General features: G+C 61.0%; 17 protein-coding genes. 15 read left to right on the top strand and 2 right to left on the bottom strand.

What is annotated here, in order from left to right; translation table 11 throughout:
* Window positions 1-19 precede the first annotated feature (19 nt).
* The 6 genes from C0058_RS24230 (at window position 20) to C0058_RS24205 (ending at window position 4,167) form a co-directional block, all read left to right on the top strand.
* Entirely contained in the window at window positions 20-205 is a 186-nt protein-coding gene (locus tag C0058_RS24230) for a Trm112 family protein (RefSeq protein ID WP_003174668.1), read from the top strand.
* Window positions 202-966 (top strand): 3-deoxy-manno-octulosonate cytidylyltransferase, encoded by a 765-nt coding sequence (kdsB, locus tag C0058_RS24225; protein ID WP_008434982.1) that lies wholly within the window; start codon window positions 202-204, stop codon window positions 964-966. Before C0058_RS24230 ends, kdsB begins: the two co-directional genes overlap by 4 nt.
* Entirely contained in the window at window positions 966-1,430 is a 465-nt protein-coding gene (locus C0058_RS24220; RefSeq protein WP_004371338.1) for a low molecular weight protein-tyrosine-phosphatase, read from the top strand. Before kdsB ends, C0058_RS24220 begins: the two co-directional genes overlap by 1 nt.
* Window positions 1,427-2,446, top strand: a complete 1,020-nt coding sequence (gene murB / locus C0058_RS24215; protein ID WP_004371335.1) for a UDP-N-acetylmuramate dehydrogenase — start codon at window positions 1,427-1,429, stop codon at window positions 2,444-2,446. Before C0058_RS24220 ends, murB begins: the two co-directional genes overlap by 4 nt.
* A 150-nt stretch (window positions 2,447-2,596) precedes the next feature.
* Window positions 2,597-3,583 carry an XdhC family protein gene (locus C0058_RS24210; protein WP_008434978.1) on the top strand — a complete coding sequence of 329 codons (987 nt, stop codon included), beginning with the start codon at window positions 2,597-2,599 and terminating at the stop codon, window positions 3,581-3,583.
* Window positions 3,580-4,167: a nucleotidyltransferase family protein gene (locus tag C0058_RS24205; RefSeq protein WP_102369706.1), complete on the top strand. Its 588-nt coding sequence runs from the start codon at window positions 3,580-3,582 to the stop codon at window positions 4,165-4,167. Before C0058_RS24210 ends, C0058_RS24205 begins: the two co-directional genes overlap by 4 nt.
* Before the next feature lie 67 nt (window positions 4,168-4,234).
* Here the strand turns inward: C0058_RS24205 and rne are convergent, their stop codons facing one another.
* Window positions 4,235-7,489 (bottom strand): ribonuclease E, encoded by a 3,255-nt coding sequence (gene rne, locus C0058_RS24200; RefSeq protein ID WP_218274254.1) that lies wholly within the window; start codon window positions 7,487-7,489, stop codon window positions 4,235-4,237.
* Window positions 7,490-8,227: 738 nt separating this feature from the next.
* On the opposite strand from rne, the gene rluC reads away from it, so the two are divergent.
* Genes rluC through C0058_RS24180 form a run of 3 tightly spaced genes read left to right on the top strand, consistent with a single transcriptional unit; the run spans window position 8,228 to window position 10,850 of the window.
* Entirely contained in the window at window positions 8,228-9,187 is a 960-nt protein-coding gene (gene rluC / locus C0058_RS24190; RefSeq protein WP_004371325.1) for a 23S rRNA pseudouridine(955/2504/2580) synthase RluC, read from the top strand.
* Complete coding sequence (locus C0058_RS24185; protein ID WP_004371323.1) at window positions 9,174-9,836, top strand: HAD-IA family hydrolase; 663 nt, start codon at window positions 9,174-9,176, stop codon at window positions 9,834-9,836. Before rluC ends, C0058_RS24185 begins: the two co-directional genes overlap by 14 nt.
* Window positions 9,837-9,857: 21 nt before the next feature.
* Complete coding sequence (locus tag C0058_RS24180; RefSeq protein ID WP_004371321.1) at window positions 9,858-10,850, top strand: S49 family peptidase; 993 nt, start codon at window positions 9,858-9,860, stop codon at window positions 10,848-10,850.
* A 129-nt stretch (window positions 10,851-10,979) separates the two neighbouring features.
* On the opposite strand, the gene C0058_RS24175 is transcribed toward C0058_RS24180, so the two are convergent.
* Window positions 10,980-11,558 (bottom strand): nucleoside triphosphate pyrophosphatase, encoded by a 579-nt coding sequence (locus tag C0058_RS24175; RefSeq protein WP_102369703.1) that lies wholly within the window; start codon window positions 11,556-11,558, stop codon window positions 10,980-10,982.
* A gap of 105 nt (window positions 11,559-11,663) precedes the next feature.
* Between C0058_RS24175 and C0058_RS24170 the strand changes: the two genes are divergently transcribed.
* The 6 genes from C0058_RS24170 to acpP all read left to right on the top strand — a co-directional run bounded on the left by C0058_RS24170 (window position 11,664) and on the right by acpP (window position 15,670).
* A complete protein-coding gene (locus tag C0058_RS24170) occupies window positions 11,664-12,191 on the top strand; it encodes a YceD family protein (protein WP_004371317.1) in 528 nt (175 codons plus the stop codon).
* Between the two features lie 13 nt (window positions 12,192-12,204).
* Entirely contained in the window at window positions 12,205-12,387 is a 183-nt protein-coding gene (gene rpmF, locus C0058_RS24165) for a 50S ribosomal protein L32 (protein WP_004371305.1), read from the top strand.
* Window positions 12,388-12,391: 4 nt separating this feature from the next.
* Window positions 12,392-13,402 (top strand): phosphate acyltransferase PlsX, encoded by a 1,011-nt coding sequence (gene plsX / locus C0058_RS24160; protein ID WP_080673274.1) that lies wholly within the window; start codon window positions 12,392-12,394, stop codon window positions 13,400-13,402.
* A gap of 126 nt (window positions 13,403-13,528) precedes the next feature.
* A complete protein-coding gene (gene fabD / locus C0058_RS24155; RefSeq protein WP_102369702.1) occupies window positions 13,529-14,467 on the top strand; it encodes an ACP S-malonyltransferase in 939 nt (312 codons plus the stop codon).
* A 30-nt stretch (window positions 14,468-14,497) separates the two neighbouring features.
* Complete coding sequence (gene fabG / locus C0058_RS24150) at window positions 14,498-15,241, top strand: 3-oxoacyl-ACP reductase FabG (RefSeq protein WP_004371297.1); 744 nt, start codon at window positions 14,498-14,500, stop codon at window positions 15,239-15,241.
* Window positions 15,242-15,433: 192 nt separating this feature from the next.
* Window positions 15,434-15,670, top strand: coding sequence for an acyl carrier protein (acpP, locus tag C0058_RS24145; protein WP_004371293.1), 237 nt, complete (start codon window positions 15,434-15,436; stop codon window positions 15,668-15,670).
* The last annotated feature ends 109 nt before the right edge of the window (window positions 15,671-15,779 follow it).

Below are 15,779 nucleotides of genomic sequence, written 5' to 3'. Positions count from 1 at the left end.
TGCTCTCCAGGACATACTCATGGACACCAAACTGCTCGATATCCTCGCTTGCCCGATCTGCAAGGGGCCGCTCAAGCTCAGCGCCGACAAAACCGAGCTGATCAGCAAGGGCGCCGGCCTGGCGTACCCGATTCGTGATGGCATTCCGGTAATGCTCGAAAGCGAAGCCCGCACCCTGACCACCGACGAGCGCCTGGATAAATGACCACCGCCTTCACCGTTGTCATCCCGTCCCGCTACGCCTCCACCCGCCTGCCCGGCAAGCCGCTGCAACTGATCGGCAACAAGCCGATGATCCAGCTGGTGTGGGAACAGGCCTGCAAAAGCAGCGCCGAAAGGGTAGTGGTGGCCACCGACGATCCGCGCATCATCGAGGCCTGCAAAGGCTTTGGTGCCGAAGCGGTGCTGACCCGTGAAGACCACAACTCCGGTACCGACCGCCTGGCCGAAGTGGCCACCAAGCTGGGCCTGGCGGCGGACGCCATCGTTGTCAATGTGCAAGGCGACGAGCCGTTGATTCCGCCCAGCGTGATCGATCAGGTGGCGGCCAACCTGGCAGCCCATGGCGAAGCGCGCATGGCGACCCTGGCCGAGCCGATTGAAGACATCGAGACCCTGTTCAACCCCAACGTGGTGAAAGTGGTCAGCGACATCAATGGCCTGGCGCTGACCTTCAGCCGCTCCACCTTGCCGTGGGCGCGGGATGCGTTCGCCAAACAGCCTGACGTGCTGCCGGCTGGCGTGCCGTACCGTCGCCACATCGGCATCTACGCCTACCGCGCCGGTTTCCTGCACGACTTCGTGAGCTGGGGCCCGTGCTGGCTGGAAAATACCGAATCCCTGGAACAACTGCGTGCCCTGTGGCACGGCGTGCGCATTCATGTGGGCGATGCCCTGGAAGCGCCGCCGGCGGGCGTCGACACCCCTGAAGACCTCGAGCGCGTCCGTCGCCTGCTGGGGGCCTGATGCAGGTTCTGTTCGTCTGCCTGGGCAACATCTGCCGTTCGCCCACGGCCGAAGGCGTTCTGCGCCACAAATTGCGCGAAGCCGGCCTGGCCGATCAGGTTGAAGTGGCCTCTGCCGGTACCGGTGATTGGCACGTCGGCAATCCACCGGACAAGCGCAGCCAGCGTGCAGCGCTGCAACGCGGCTACGACCTGTCGGCCCAGCGTGCACAACAGGTGTCGCGTGCCGACTTTTCCCGCTACGACCTGATCCTCGCCATGGACCAGAGCAACCTGCGCAACCTCAAGGCCATGCAGCCGGCTCAGGGCAAGGCGGACCTGGACCTGTTCCTGCGCCGCTACGACTCGGTGGTGGATGAAGTGCCGGACCCGTACTACGAAGGTGACCAGGGCTTTGAAACTGTCCTCGACCTGATCGAGCGCGCCTGTGACCTGTTGGTGATTGAATTGAAGGGCCGGTTATGACTTTGCAGGTACGGGCACAGGTTTCGCTCAAGCCGTTCAACAGCTTTGGTATCGACGTGCGTGCCCGGCTGTTTGCCGAGGCCCACAATGACGCCGACGTGCGTGAGGCCCTGGCCTGTGCCGCCGAGCAACAACTGCCGTTGCTGGTGATTGGCGGTGGCAGCAACTTGCTGTTGACCCAGGATATTGACGCACTGGTGCTGCGCATGGCCAGCCAGGGCATCCGGGTGTTGCACGACGATGGCGTGCAGGTCGTGGTTGAGGCCGAAGCGGGCGAAGCCTGGCATCCGTTTGTGCTGTGGACCCTGGCCCAGGGCTTTTCCGGCCTGGAAAACCTCAGCCTGATTCCCGGCACGGTCGGCGCCGCACCGATGCAGAACATCGGCGCCTACGGTGTAGAGATCAAGGATGTATTCAGCGGCCTGACCGCCCTTGATCGCCAGACCGGCGAACTGCGGGATTTCAGCCTGGCCGAGTGCAACTTTGCCTACCGCGACAGCCTGTTCAAGCACGAAGTGGGGCGCTGGCTGATCCTGCGGGTGCGTTTTGCCCTGAGCCGCGCCGTGCATCTGAAACTTGAATACGGGCCGGTGCGACAGCGCCTGACCGAGCAAGGCATCGCGCAGGCCACGCCCAGCGATGTCAGCCGCGCGATTTGCAGCATTCGTAGCGAGAAACTGCCCGACCCGGCGGTGCTCGGCAATGCGGGGAGTTTCTTCAAGAACCCGCTGGTGTCCCAGGCACTGGCTGCCGAGTTGCAGCGTCAATACCCGGACCTGGTGGCTTACCCCCAGGCCGACGGGCAGATGAAACTGGCCGCCGGCTGGCTGATCGACAAGGCCGGCTGGAAAGGCTTTCGCGATGGCGATGCCGGCGTGCATCGATTGCAGGCGCTGGTATTGGTGAACTACGGCGCGGCCAGCGGCCAGGACATTGCCGGGCTCGCGCTGCGTATCCAGCAGGACATCGAAAAGCGCTTCAAGGTGGTGCTGGAAATGGAGCCGAATCGCTATTGAACTAAGCTTGTTTTTTGACGCACCAAGCCCTGCATTGCAGGGCTTTTTTATTGCCGGTGAGTTAACTTAGCTGACTACCGATATTTTTGATCAACCCATAGATGCTGTTTATCAAAATCAGTTGCAAGGTTGGCGGGAGGCGAAAGCCTGATGGACAGTGTTGATCTGAATGTATTACGCAGCGTGCTGGAATGGCGCCTCGCCGGGCAGCGAGTGGTGCTGTACAGCGTGGTCCAGACCTGGGGCAGCGCCCCGCGTCCGCCGGGGGCGATGCTGGCCTTGCGCGGCGACGGGGTGGTGATTGGCTCGGTGTCCGGCGGCTGTATCGAGGACGACTTGATCGCCCGGTTGCAGGACGGTCGGCTGCCTGACGACGGGCCGCCGGTGCAGCTTGTCACCTACGGTGTCACCCGGGACGAAGCGGCGCGTTTTGGCCTGCCGTGTGGCGGCACCCTGCGTCTCACCGAAGAGCGGGTGAGTGATCCGGGTTGGGTAGCTGAACTGCTGGCGCGCTGTGAGGCCCACGAGATTGTCGCCCGTGAGTTGGACCTGGCCACCGGCGAGGTGGTGTTGAGCGGTGCGAGCAAGACCGATGTGGTCAGCTTCAACGGCGAGCGTTTGCGCGCGATCTACGGTCCTCGCTGGCGCCTGCTGCTGATCGGCGCGGGCCAGCTGTCACGTTATGTGGCGGAAATGGCTCGGTTGCTGGATTTCGAAGTGCTGATCTGCGACCCGCGCCAGGAGTTTGTTTATGGCTGGGAGGAGCAGCACGGGCGCTTTGTGCCGGGTATGCCGGATGAAGCGGTGTTGAATATCCAGACCGATGAACGCACTGCCATTGTCGCGCTCACCCATGACCCGCGCCTGGATGACATGGCGTTGCTGACGGCCCTCAATTCCCGGGCGTTCTACATAGGCGCGCTGGGTTCGCGGGTCAACAGCCAGAAGCGCCGGGAAAACCTCGCGGCACTGGGACTCAGTGCGGACGCCATTGCGCGGCTGCATGGGCCGATTGGCCTGCATATCGGCAGCCATACGCCGGCGGAAATCGCCTTGTCGTTGATGGCGGAAATCGTCGCCATCAAGAACGGGATCGATCTGCTGCAGAAAAAGCCGTTGCAGGCAGCGGTCAGTTGACGGGCATCGCCGTAATCATCCTGGCGGCGGGGCAGGGCAGTCGTTTTCGGGCCGTGGCGGGGGCCGATCAGGACAAGTTGCTGGCGCCCTGCGTGGGCCGGGATGGCATCACGCGGCCGGTGATCGAGCAGGTATTGGTGAATTTGCCGCCTGTGGCTACGAGACGTTGGCTGGTGACGTCACCGGATCGCACCGAAGTGATTCGGTTGGCTAAGGTGCACGGTTGCGAAGTATTGCTTTTGCGCTCGCCGGGCATGGGTGACAGCATCGCAGCAGCGGTGGCGGCCAGTGGGCCGTCGGCTGGTTGGCTGGTGGTGTTGGGGGATATGCCGTTTATCCTGCCGGCAAGTATCGAGCAAGTGATGGCAGGCCTGGAGGAAGACGGTATCAGCGCCCCGGTGCATGCAGGTCAGTACGGGCACCCCGTGGGGTTTGGCCGTTCATTCGGCCCGGCCTTGATCGCGCTGACCGGAGACCGCGGAGCAAAACCGTTATTTGCCAAGGCTTCGGTGCAGGAAGTCGTAGTCGATGATCCCGGTGTGTTGTGGGACGTCGATGTGCCGGGGTTGTTGGACTACCGCTAACTGATGTAACGGGCATAAAAAAGCCCCGCCTGATCACTCAGGCGGGGCTTTTTAGTGGCCGATGGAATCAGACGAGGGGTTTAGGCTCGTGCTCTTCTTCCTGGGCCTTAGGGTGGTGCTCTACCACTTCTTCAACGGAACGTACGTTCTCGTCGATGGCAGGGGCACTGTGCTCAACCACGGCTTCGGTGACCGGAGCAGGGGCTGCCTCGGCAACTTCAGCGACGGCTGGAGCGGCTTCGGCAGCGGCCTTGGCAGCAGCGGCAGCCGCTTCAGCTTCCTTGCGACGACGACGCACTTCGCGTGGGTCGTTCGGCGCACGGCCATTTTCGGTCAGGGCGCTGGCCGGAGCGGCTTCAACCACCGGGGCTGCCACTTCGGCAACCACTGGTGCTTCAACCACTGGAGCACGCTCGGCAACCACGGCCACAGGTTCAGGGGCGACGACCACTTCAGCGACTGGCGCTGGAGCTTCTTCGACCACTGGAGCAGGCGCTGGTGCTTCAACCGCTTCGACCACTGGGGCAGGTTCGGCAGTCCACTGGAAGGCGGTCTGTTCTTCGCGAACTTCACGCACTTCAGGGGTTGGCTCGGCAACCGGTGCTTCAACGGCGGCTTCAACCACGGGCTGTTGTTCAACAACAGCGGCAGGCTCGGCAACCACTTCAGCTTCAGGCTTAGGTTCGCGAACTTCACGAACTTGACGAGCTGGCGCTACTTCCACTTCCGGAACAACCGGGGCTTCGACTGGCGTCGTCGCTTCAACCACAGGTGCTTCGACGGCTGGCGTCTCTACAGCAGGGGTTTCCTGGATGGCAGCGGTGGCTGCTTCAGCTTGCTCGTTGGCCTGGGCTTCAGCAGGTGCGCTGATGACCGAGCTGGCGACAGCCGCGGTAACGGCCAGGCCGGCAGCCAGTTCGGCGCCAGTCGGTTCGCCGGTAGCGGCTGCGTTGGCTTCGCCGGTCTCTTCCGAACCTTCGATTTCGTTGCCGTTGGCATCACGTTGACGCTCACGACGGTTGCTGCGACGACGCTGGCCACGGGAGCGGCGGCGTGGACGATCGCCTTCGGCGTTGTCCTGGCCGTCTTCCTGTTGCTGGTCTTCGTTGGACAGCAGCTCTTCTTCTTCACCGGCGGGAGCCGCTTGCTCGGCACGTGGTTGACGCTCTTCACGAGGAGGGCGTGGCGCACGTTCTTCACGCGGCTGACGAGCTGGACGCTCTTCAGCAGTGGCAGTAGTGGCAGCAGCAGCGGCTACGGCTGGAGCGGCATCCAGCGGCTCGCGCAATTCACGCACGCGTTCTTCACGCTCGCCACGTGGCTTGCGGTCTTCACGTGGAGCGCGTGGAGCACGCGGTGCACGTTCTTCGCGTGGTGCACGCTCTTCACGGGCTACGGTTGGTGTTTCTTCACGGGCTTCGCGCGGTTGGCGCTCTTCACGTGGGGCGCGTTCTTCGCGGGGTGCACGTTCTTCACGAGGCTTGCGCTCTTCGTCACGGCGACCGTTGCGATTGCGGCTCTGCTGGCGACCGTTGCGACGCTCTTCATTGCGTGCAGGGCGTTCAGTCACAGGCTTCTCGACCACAACTGGAGCCACTGGCTCTTCCTTGGTGGCGAACAGGCTGACCAGCGACTTCACCAGGCCTTTGAACAGGCTTGGCTCAGGCAGGGCAGCTGGTGCGGCAACCGGCGCGGCAGCTTCGACCGGAACCGGTGCGTTGGCACGGGCTGGCGCGGTCTTGACGGCGGCTTCCTGGCGAACCAGGGTGCGGGTCGCAGCGGCTGGCTGGACTTCTTCCACTTCGGCAGCGGCAGCAGCGATTTCGTAGCTGGACTGGTTGACGTGGGCTTCCGGGCTGTCATCACGCAGGCGCTGAACTTCGAAGTGCGGTGTCTCGAGGTGATCGTTCGGCAGGATGACGATGCGGGCACGGGTGCGCAGTTCGATCTTGGTGATCGAGTTGCGTTTTTCGTTGAGCAGGAACGCAGCGACCGGGATCGGCACCTGGGCGCGCACTTCGGCAGTGCGGTCTTTCAGGGCTTCTTCTTCGATCAGGCGCAGGATCGCCAGCGACAGCGATTCAACGTCACGGATGATGCCGGTGCCGTTGCAACGCGGGCAGACGATGCCGCTGCTTTCACCCAGGGATGGACGCAGGCGCTGACGGGACATTTCCAGCAGGCCGAAGCGCGAAATGCGGCCGACCTGTACGCGGGCACGGTCAGCTTCCAGGCATTCGCGGACTTTCTCTTCCACGGCGCGCTGGTTCTTGGCTGGGGTCATGTCGATGAAGTCGATCACGATCAGGCCGCCGATGTCACGCAGGCGCAGCTGGCGGGCGATTTCTTCAGCCGCTTCCAGGTTGGTCTGCAGGGCGGTTTCTTCGATGTCGCTACCCTTGGTGGCACGCGCCGAGTTGATGTCGATGGACACCAGGGCTTCGGTCGGGTCGATCACGATGGAGCCGCCGGAAGGCAGTTCGACGACGCGCTGGAAAGCGGTTTCGATCTGGCTTTCGATCTGGAAACGGTTGAACAGCGGAACGCTGTCTTCGTACAGCTTGATCTTGCTGGCGTACTGCGGCATCACCTGGCGGATGAAGGTCAGGGCTTCGTCCTGGGCTTCGACGCTGTCGATCAGCACTTCGCCGATGTCCTGGCGCAGGTAATCGCGGATGGCGCGGATGATCACGTTGCTTTCCTGGTAGATCAGGAATGGCGCGGAACGATCCAGGGACGCTTCCTTGATAGCGGTCCACAGCTGCAGCAGGTAGTCGAGGTCCCACTGCATTTCTTCGCTGCTGCGGCCCAGGCCGGCAGTGCGCACGATCAGGCCCATGTCGGCCGGAGCGATCAAGCCGTTCAGCGCTTCACGCAGTTCGTTGCGCTCTTCGCCTTCGATGCGACGGGAGATACCGCCGGCACGCGGGTTGTTCGGCATCAGGACCAGATAGCGGCCAGCCAGGCTGATGAAGGTGGTCAGGGCGGCGCCCTTGTTGCCACGTTCTTCTTTTTCTACCTGAACAATGACTTCCTGGCCTTCGCTCAGGACGTCCTTGATGTTCACGCGGCCTTCAGGGGATTTCTTGAAGTATTCGCGGGAGATTTCTTTGAGGGGCAGGAAGCCATGGCGCTCGGAGCCGAAATCGACAAAGGCAGCCTCAAGGCTTGGTTCGATGCGAGTAATCCGGCCTTTATAGATGTTGGCCTTCTTTTGCTCGCGTGCACCGGACTCGATGTCCAGGTCGTAGAGGCGTTGGCCGTCTACCAGTGCAACACGCAACTCTTCGGGTTGAGTTGCGTTAATCAGCATTCTTTTCATGTTGTACCGTCGGTTTCCGGGCTGCCGGAAACGGCGTTCGGCACACACGACTTCTCACGGTCGGTGTCAGGTGCGTCAAGAGTGGTTGGCCACTCCAGTGTCCAGCAATACCCGCCAAAATGGGCGGTATCGCGACGTACGCTTCCTGCTTGCTGTGGTGACTTAAGCACTCAGTCAGGAGGAGGAATCAACCGGCGACTGTGGACGAGATGAAGCGTCTAAATATAAGCCTAGTGCTACACAGTCCGACGGTTGTGCATCTCCACCCTACACGTATCCCTGATAATTCGGGTGCTGCCGCGCGCAGAATCCGCAGCGGGTTGGCATTTACCGTGTTCTCCAATGGGGAGTCCACGCTCATGGCTAAACAAGACCGGGTGTGGGCGATTGTGCTCTCACTCAGCTCGTAACAGGCGTTGTTTCCGAAGCATTCGCCGTGGTCTGGCTCCAGACTGACTGCACTTTGTGAACTGGCCGTAAATATCGGCGCAAAAGGCGAGTAATCACTCTGCTTTTTGCACTCGCTTCAGGCCTCATGTCACCTGCGCTTGTTACAATCTCGAGCCTTCCAGGGTGGCGAAAGCCCCGTAGGACGGCCTCGCGTCCTGATGAATTGCGATGGTCAGGGCCGGCAGTTTGCCGCTAGTCCTCTGTCCAGGCCGCTTTTGGCGGCGTTCGCGACTATAGCAGCAATGATTAAGTGCTTCAATTCCATAAAAAATTGTTATCATCGCCGCCATGACGACTACCGCCCCCCAGACCCCCAGCGTCCAGCTGCTCGAGGTCTCGCCGGAATATGCCGGCCAACGCATCGACAACTTTCTTCTTGCCAGGCTCAAAGGCGTGCCCAAGACCTTGATTTACCGCATTTTGCGTAAAGGCGAAGTGCGCGTGAACAAGGGCCGGATCAAGCCCGAGTACAAGCTGCAGGCGGGCGACATCGTCCGCGTGCCGCCGGTGCGGGTGCCTGAGCGTGACGAACCGGTCCCACTGGCCCAGGGCCTGTTGCAGCGCCTTGAAGCGTCGATTGTCTTCGAAGACAAGGCACTGATCGTGATCAACAAGCCGTGTGGCATCGCGGTTCATGGCGGCAGCGGCCTCAACTACGGGGTGATCGAAGCCTTTCGTCAGTTGCGCCCGGATGCCAAGGAGCTGGAGCTGGTCCACCGTCTGGACCGTGACACCTCCGGCCTGTTGATGATCGCCAAGAAACGCAGCATGTTGCGCCACCTGCATGCCGCCCTGCGCGGTGATGGCGTGGACAAACGCTACATGGCGCTGGTGCGTGGCAACTGGGCCACCTCGATCAAGAGCGTGCGCGCGCCGTTGCAGAAGAGCAACCTGCGCTCCGGCGAGCGCATGGTCGAGGTGGACGAGGAGGGCAAGGAGGCGCTGACCCTGTTCAAGGTGCTGCGCCGCTTTGGTGACTTTGCCACCATGGTCGAGGCCAAGCCGGTCACTGGCCGTACCCACCAGATTCGTGTGCACACCCTGCATGCGGGGCACTGCATTGCCGGCGATACCAAATACGGCGATGAAGATTTCTCCAAGGAAATCCGCGACCTGGGTGGCAAACGCCTGTTCCTGCACGCCTACATGCTGACCGTGCCGCTGCCCGATGGTGGCGAATTGAAGCTGCAAGCGCCTGTCGATGAAATGTGGGCCAAGACCGTGGAGCGCCTGAGTGTCGCACCCTGACTACAAGCTGTTGATCTTTGACTGGGATGGCACGTTGTGTAATTCCATTGGTCGGATTGTCGAGTCGATGCACGCTGCGTCGACCCGTTCCGGTTATGCATTGTGCGACGACCTGGCGGTCAAGGGCATTATTGGCCTGGGCCTGCCGGAAGCGATCCGCACCCTGTACCCGGAGATTGGTGATGACGAGCTGATAGCGTTTCGTCAGCACTACGCCGATCACTACATGGCGCTCGACGCCCAGCCTTCGCCGCTGTTTGAAGGCGTGGCGCAGGCCATGGAAGCATTTCGCGCCGACGGTTATCACCTTGCGGTCGCGACCGGCAAGGCCCGTCGCGGCCTGGATCGGGTGCTCAAGGCCCATGGCTGGGAAGATTATTTCGACGCCACCCGTGCGGCGGATGAAACCGCCAGCAAGCCCCACCCTCTGATGCTCGAGCAGATCCTCGCTCAATGTGGCGTGTCGCCTCGGCAGGCGTTGATGGTGGGTGATGCGTCGTTCGACCTGATGATGGCGCGTAATGCTGGCATGGACTCCGTGGCGGTCAGCTACGGCGCCCAATCTGCCCAGGCGTTGCAGGCCTACGAGCCGCGCCTGACAATTGACCGTTTTTCTGAATTGCAGGCCTGGCTCAGCCGGGCCCATTAAGTCTTTGCTGGGGTAGATGGCATGACCGATGAGTGGAAAGCGCCTGAGAAGGCCAATGCCGATAACAATGGCGATGACAGAAGCTGGAAGTTGCTGGAGAAGACCTTGCTGGCCAGTGTTCAGGAGCAGCGCCGCTCCCGGCGTTGGGGGATCTTTTTCAAGCTTCTGACCTTTATTTATCTGTTGGGCATGCTGGTGCTGTTCAGTCCGCTGATGGACATGGAGAAGAGCGCCACCCGAAGCGGTCATTACACGGCGTTGATCGAAGTGCGCGGAGTGATTGCCGACAAGGAGTCTGCCAGTGCAGACAACATCGTCAGCAGTCTGCGGGCGGCCTTCGAGGACTCCAAGGTCAAGGCTGTGATCCTGCGCATCAACAGCCCGGGCGGCAGTCCGGTGCAGTCGGGTTATGTGTATGACGAGATTCGTCGCCTGCGCGCCTTGCACCCGGACATCAAGCTGTATGCAGTGATTTCCGACCTGGGTGCCTCGGGTGCCTATTACATCGCCAGTGCCGCCGACCAGATCTACGCCGACAAGGCCAGTCTGGTGGGTTCGATTGGTGTGACGGCGGCCGGTTATGGCTTTGTCGGCACCATGGAGAAGCTCGGGGTTGAGCGTCGTACCTACACGTCAGGTGAGCACAAGTCGTTCCTGGACCCGTTCCAGCCGCAAAAGGCGGATGAAACCCAGTTCTGGCAGGGTGTGCTGGATACCACTCATCGGCAGTTCATTGCCAGTGTGAAGCAGGGGCGCGGTGACCGGCTCAAGGATAAGGAGCATCCGGAGCTGTTCTCCGGTCTGGTCTGGTCTGGCGAGCAAGCGCTGCCATTGGGCTTGATCGATGGCCTGGGCAGTGCCAGTTCGGTGGCGCGGGACGTGATTGGCGAGAAAGAACTGGTGGACTTCACTGTTCAGGAATCGCCGTTTGACCGGTTCTCCAAGAAGCTGGGTGCCAGCGTGGCTGAGAAGCTGGCGCTATACATGGGCTTTCAGGGTCCGACCCTGCGCTGAGAGCTTGAGCGCGACATGGCTCGAAATGTGGGAGCTGGCTTGCCTGCGATAGCATCACCTCGGTGCAACTGATGTACCGAGGTGTCTGCATCGCAGGCAAGCCAGCTCCCACATTTGTTTGTGATGTTCTCAGGGAATCTGTACGCCTTCGGCCAGTAGCATGTCCACCAGTCGGATCAGCGGCAGTCCGACCAGGCTGGTGGCGTCTGGCCCTTCGGTGCTTTGAAACAGGCTCACCCCCAGGCCTTCGGCCTTGAAGCTGCCAGCGCAGTCGTAGGGCTGCTCGATGCGCAGGTAGCGTTCGATGCGTGCGGCGTCCAGCGTGCGCATGTGTACGGTGAAGGGGATGCAGTCGACCTGGCAATGGCCGGTGGCGCTGTTCAGTACAGCCAGGCCGGTGAGGAAGCTGACGCGCTTGCCGCTGGCCGCCAGCAGTTGCTCACGGGCTTTCTCGAAGGTGTGGGGCTTGCCGATGATCTGGCCGTCGAGCGCGGCGACCTGGTCCGAGCCGATGATCAGGTGGCCCGGATGGCTGTCAGCCAGGGCGCGGGCCTTTTCCTCGGCCAGGCGCTTGACCAGCTCCACAGCGGACTCGTCCCGGCGGTGGCTTTCGTCGATATCCGGCGAGCAGCAGATGAACGGCAGGTGCAGGCGGTTCAACAATTCCCGGCGATAAACCGAGCTGGAAGCGAGTAATAAAGGCAGCATGGGCGTCTCCTCAAGGCAGTCGCGGATTCTAGCGGGGAGGCCCGGTGACGGACAGGGCTGAATTTCCTTTGACATGGCCGGGTGCATCCCTATAATGCTGCGCCTATGTTGAATGACCCGATTCCACCTCACGTTGACCCGCGCAAATTGGCTGATCGTGGCACCACCCTTCAAGGTGAGCTGCTCCTGGCCGATTTGGAGAGACTCTGCGACCCGCTTTCCGACACTGTCGGTACGGTGCAGGCTAAATTCGTTTTTGAACGAGATGAACGTAAGTCTGTGGTAATCCACAGCTTTATCGACACCGAAGTCAAAATGGTTTGCCAGCGTTGTCTTGAGCTGGTCACCCTGCCGATCCACAGCGAATGCAGTTATGCTGTGGTGAAAGAGGGTGCGAATACCCAGTCGTTGCCGAAAGGTTATGACGTGCTGGAACTGGGCGAAGATCCTTTGGATCTGCAGTCACTGATCGAGGAGGAGCTTTTGCTCGCCTTGCCCATTGTGCCTGCTCATCATCCGGAAGAATGCCAGCAGCCGGCGGGTCTCGATGAGCCCGAACCGAGCGAGGACGAGGTAACGCGGTCCAACCCGTTCAGTGTATTGGCGCAGTTAAAGCGTGACCCAAACGTTTAGGAGTTAATCAATTATGGCTGTTCAGCAGAACAAAAAATCCCGCTCTGCCCGTGACATGCGTCGTTCGCACGACGCCCTGACGGCAAGCACTCTGTCTGTAGAAAAAACCACCGGTGAAGTTCACCTGCGTCACCACGTATCGCCAGAAGGCGTATACCGTGGCCGTAAAGTGATCGACAAGGGCGCTGACGAGTAATCACTTGTCTGCTCAAGTCATCGCGATTGACGCAATGGGCGGGGACTTCGGTCCCCGCAGCATTGTTCAGGCCTGCATTGCTTGCCTGTCTGCCACGCCCTCGCTGCACCTGACCCTCGTCGGTCAACCCTCCTTACTTGAAGAACTGATTGCCAGCCATCCGGCGGTGGATCGCGCGCGCCTGACTATTACACCGGCCAGCGAAACCATCACCATGGATGAAAAGCCTGCGCAGGCCTTGCGCGGCAAGCCTGATTCTTCGATGCGGGTGGCGCTTGAGCTGGTACGCGACGGCAAGGCCCAGGCCTGTGTCAGTGCCGGCAATACCGGGGCGTTGATGGCGTTGTCCCGGCATGTGCTGAAGACCCTGCCGGGCATTGACCGGCCGGCGATGGTTGCGGCTATTCCGACCCAGCAGGGCTATTGCCAGTTGCTGGACCTGGGGGCGAACGTCGATTGCAGTGCCGAGCATCTGCTGCACTTTGCCCTGATGGGCTCGGTGGCGGCCGAAGCGCTGGGCGTGGCCCGGCCTCGGGTGGCGCTGCTGAATATCGGCACCGAAGACATCAAGGGCAACCAGCAGGTCAAGCTGGCGGCGACGCTGTTGCAAAGCGCGCGAGGCCTGAACTACATCGGCTTTGTCGAGGGTGACGGTCTGTACCGCGGCGAAGCCGACGTGGTGGTGTGCGACGGTTTTGTCGGCAATATCCTGCTCAAGTCCAGCGAGGGCCTGGCGACGATGATTGCTGCGCGCATTGAGGCCTTGTTCAAGCGCAACCTGGCGTCACGCCTGGTGGGCGCCTTGGCGCTGCCCTTGATGCGGCGCTTGCAGGCTGACCTGGCTCCGGCGCGGCACAATGGTGCGAGTTTCCTCGGGTTGCAGGGCATCGTGGTGAAAAGTCATGGTTCGGCGGGGGTGCAGGGTTTTCAAAGTGCCATCCAGCGCGCCTTGATCGAGATCCAGGAAAACCTGCCGCAACGCTTGCACGGCCGCCTTGAGGATCTGTTGCCTTAGGCGAATCGGGCCGGAAATGCTTAAATGTGACCGGCCAGTTCAATTGACCATCCAATCTGTCAGTTTCTTGCGCTCCCACGTGTGGGGCGCCAATTTCCGACGACCAGATCATTAGGGGCTTGTTACATGTCTACATCCCTCGCATTCGTCTTTCCAGGGCAGGGTTCGCAGTCCCTCGGCATGTTGGCCGAGCTGGGCGCGGAACATCAGTTGGTCCTGGACACTTTCAAGGAAGCCTCCGATGCCTTGGGTTACGACCTGTGGGCACTGACCCAGCAAGGGCCGGAAGAGCTGCTCAATCAAACCGACAAGACCCAACCCGCCATCCTCACCGCCTCCATCGCCCTGTGGCGCCTGTGGTTGGCTGAAGGTGGTGCACGTCCGGCCTACGTTGCCGGTCATAGCCTGGGCGAATACAGCGCCCTGGTGGCTGCCGGCAGCCTGACCCTCGGTGAAGCGGTCAAGCTGGTGGAGCGTCGTGGCCAGTTGATGCAGGAAGCGGTTCCTGCCGGGCAGGGCGGCATGGCTGCCATTCTCGGCCTGGAAGATGCTGACGTGATTGCCGCCTGCGCCGAAGCGGCCCAGGGCGAAGTGGTCAGCGCCGTGAACTTCAACTCCCCTGGCCAGGTGGTGATCGCCGGCGCCAAGGCGGCGGTAGAGCGCGCCATCGAAGGCTGCAAGGCCCATGGCGCCAAGCGTGCGTTGCCGTTGCCGGTCAGCGTGCCGTCCCACTGCGAACTGATGCGCCCGGCTGCCGAGCGTTTCGCCGAGTCGATCGCTGCGATCAACTGGCAGGCGCCGCAGATTCCGTTGGTGCAGAACGTCAGTGCCGCCGTGGCCTCTGACCTGGAAACCCTCAAGCGCGATCTGCTGGAACAGCTGTACAAGCCGGTTCGCTGGGTTGAGTCGGTGCAGACCCTGGCCGCCAACGGCGCCACCCAATTGGTAGAGTGCGGCCCGGGCAAAGTCCTCGCCGGCCTGAACAAGCGTTGCGCCGAAGGCGTGTCGACTTCCAACCTCAATACCCCGGATGCCTTCGCTGCCGCTCGCGCAGCCCTGGCCTGACGTTAATTTCCGAACCTAGGAGAAGCCTGCATGAGTCTGCAAGGTAAAGTTGCACTGGTCACCGGCGCAAGCCGTGGCATTGGCCAGGCGATCGCCCTGGAGCTGGGCCGTCTGGGCGCTGTGGTCATCGGTACCGCAACCTCCGCCGCCGGCGCTGAACGTATTGCCGCGACGCTGAAGGAAAACGGCGTCCAGGGCACCGGTCTTGAGCTTAACGTGACCAGCGATGAGTCCGTGGCGGCCGTATTGGCTGAAATCACGGCGCAATTCGGTGCACCGGCTATTCTGGTGAACAATGCCGGTATTACCCGCGATAACCTGATGATGCGTATGAAAGACGACGAGTGGCATGACGTCGTTGATACCAACCTGAACAGTCTGTTTCGCCTGTCCAAGGGTGTTTTGCGCGGCATGACCAAGGCTCGTTGGGGTCGAATTATCAATATTGGCTCTGTTGTGGGTGCCATGGGCAACGCAGGCCAAGTAAACTACGCAGCCGCCAAGGCCGGTCTGGAAGGTTTCAGCCGTGCATTGGCGCGTGAAGTAGGCTCGCGGTCGATTACGGTCAACTCGGTGGCCCCAGGGTTCATCGACACCGATATGACCCGCGAATTGCCTGAAGCGCAGCGTGAAGCGTTGCTGACGCAGATTCCGCTGGGCCGTCTGGGCCAGGCTCAAGAGATCGCGAATGTGGTCGCTTTCCTGGCATCCGACGGTGCGGCATACGTGACTGGGGCTACAATCCCGGTGAACGGCGGGATGTACATGAGTTAAATTGTGACGGATCGCTTCAAAAAAATGTCATACGAGCTGTCTAAAATCCGTTATAAAGCTGCAATCTATTTATAGGCAGATGGCCAATAGGGTACGAGGGTGAAGCTTTCAGTTGAAAAGCTGAAAAGTCTTTCTATACACTTACCCACTGGCCAGCTGCCTGAATTTGTCCATTAGGAGTGAAAACAAGGTATGAGCACCATCGAAGAGCGCGTCAAGAAAATCGTTGCCGAGCAACTGGGCGTTAAAGAAGAAGAAGTGACCAACAGCGCTTCCTTCGTTGAAGACCTGGGTGCCGACTCCCTTGACACCGTTGAGCTGGTGATGGCTCTGGAAGAGGAATTCGAGACCGAAATCCCGGACGAAGAAGCTGAAAAAATCACTACCGTTCAAGCTGCTATCGACTACGTTACTAGCCACCAGGCGTAATAGTTTGTAATCGTCGCTTGCTGTGATGGAAAAACCGCACTGCCCTATGGCGTGCGGTTTTTTCCTTTAAGCCTGATGCAAAGTGTCGTCATTAGAAAAAGGAGAGTGC

It is taken from the genome of Pseudomonas sp. NC02 (assembly GCF_002874965.1).
Classification (GTDB): Bacteria; Pseudomonadota; Gammaproteobacteria; order Pseudomonadales; family Pseudomonadaceae; genus Aquipseudomonas.
Note: the sequence above shows the minus strand (reverse complement) of the source record. Positions and strands in the feature narration are given on the sequence as shown.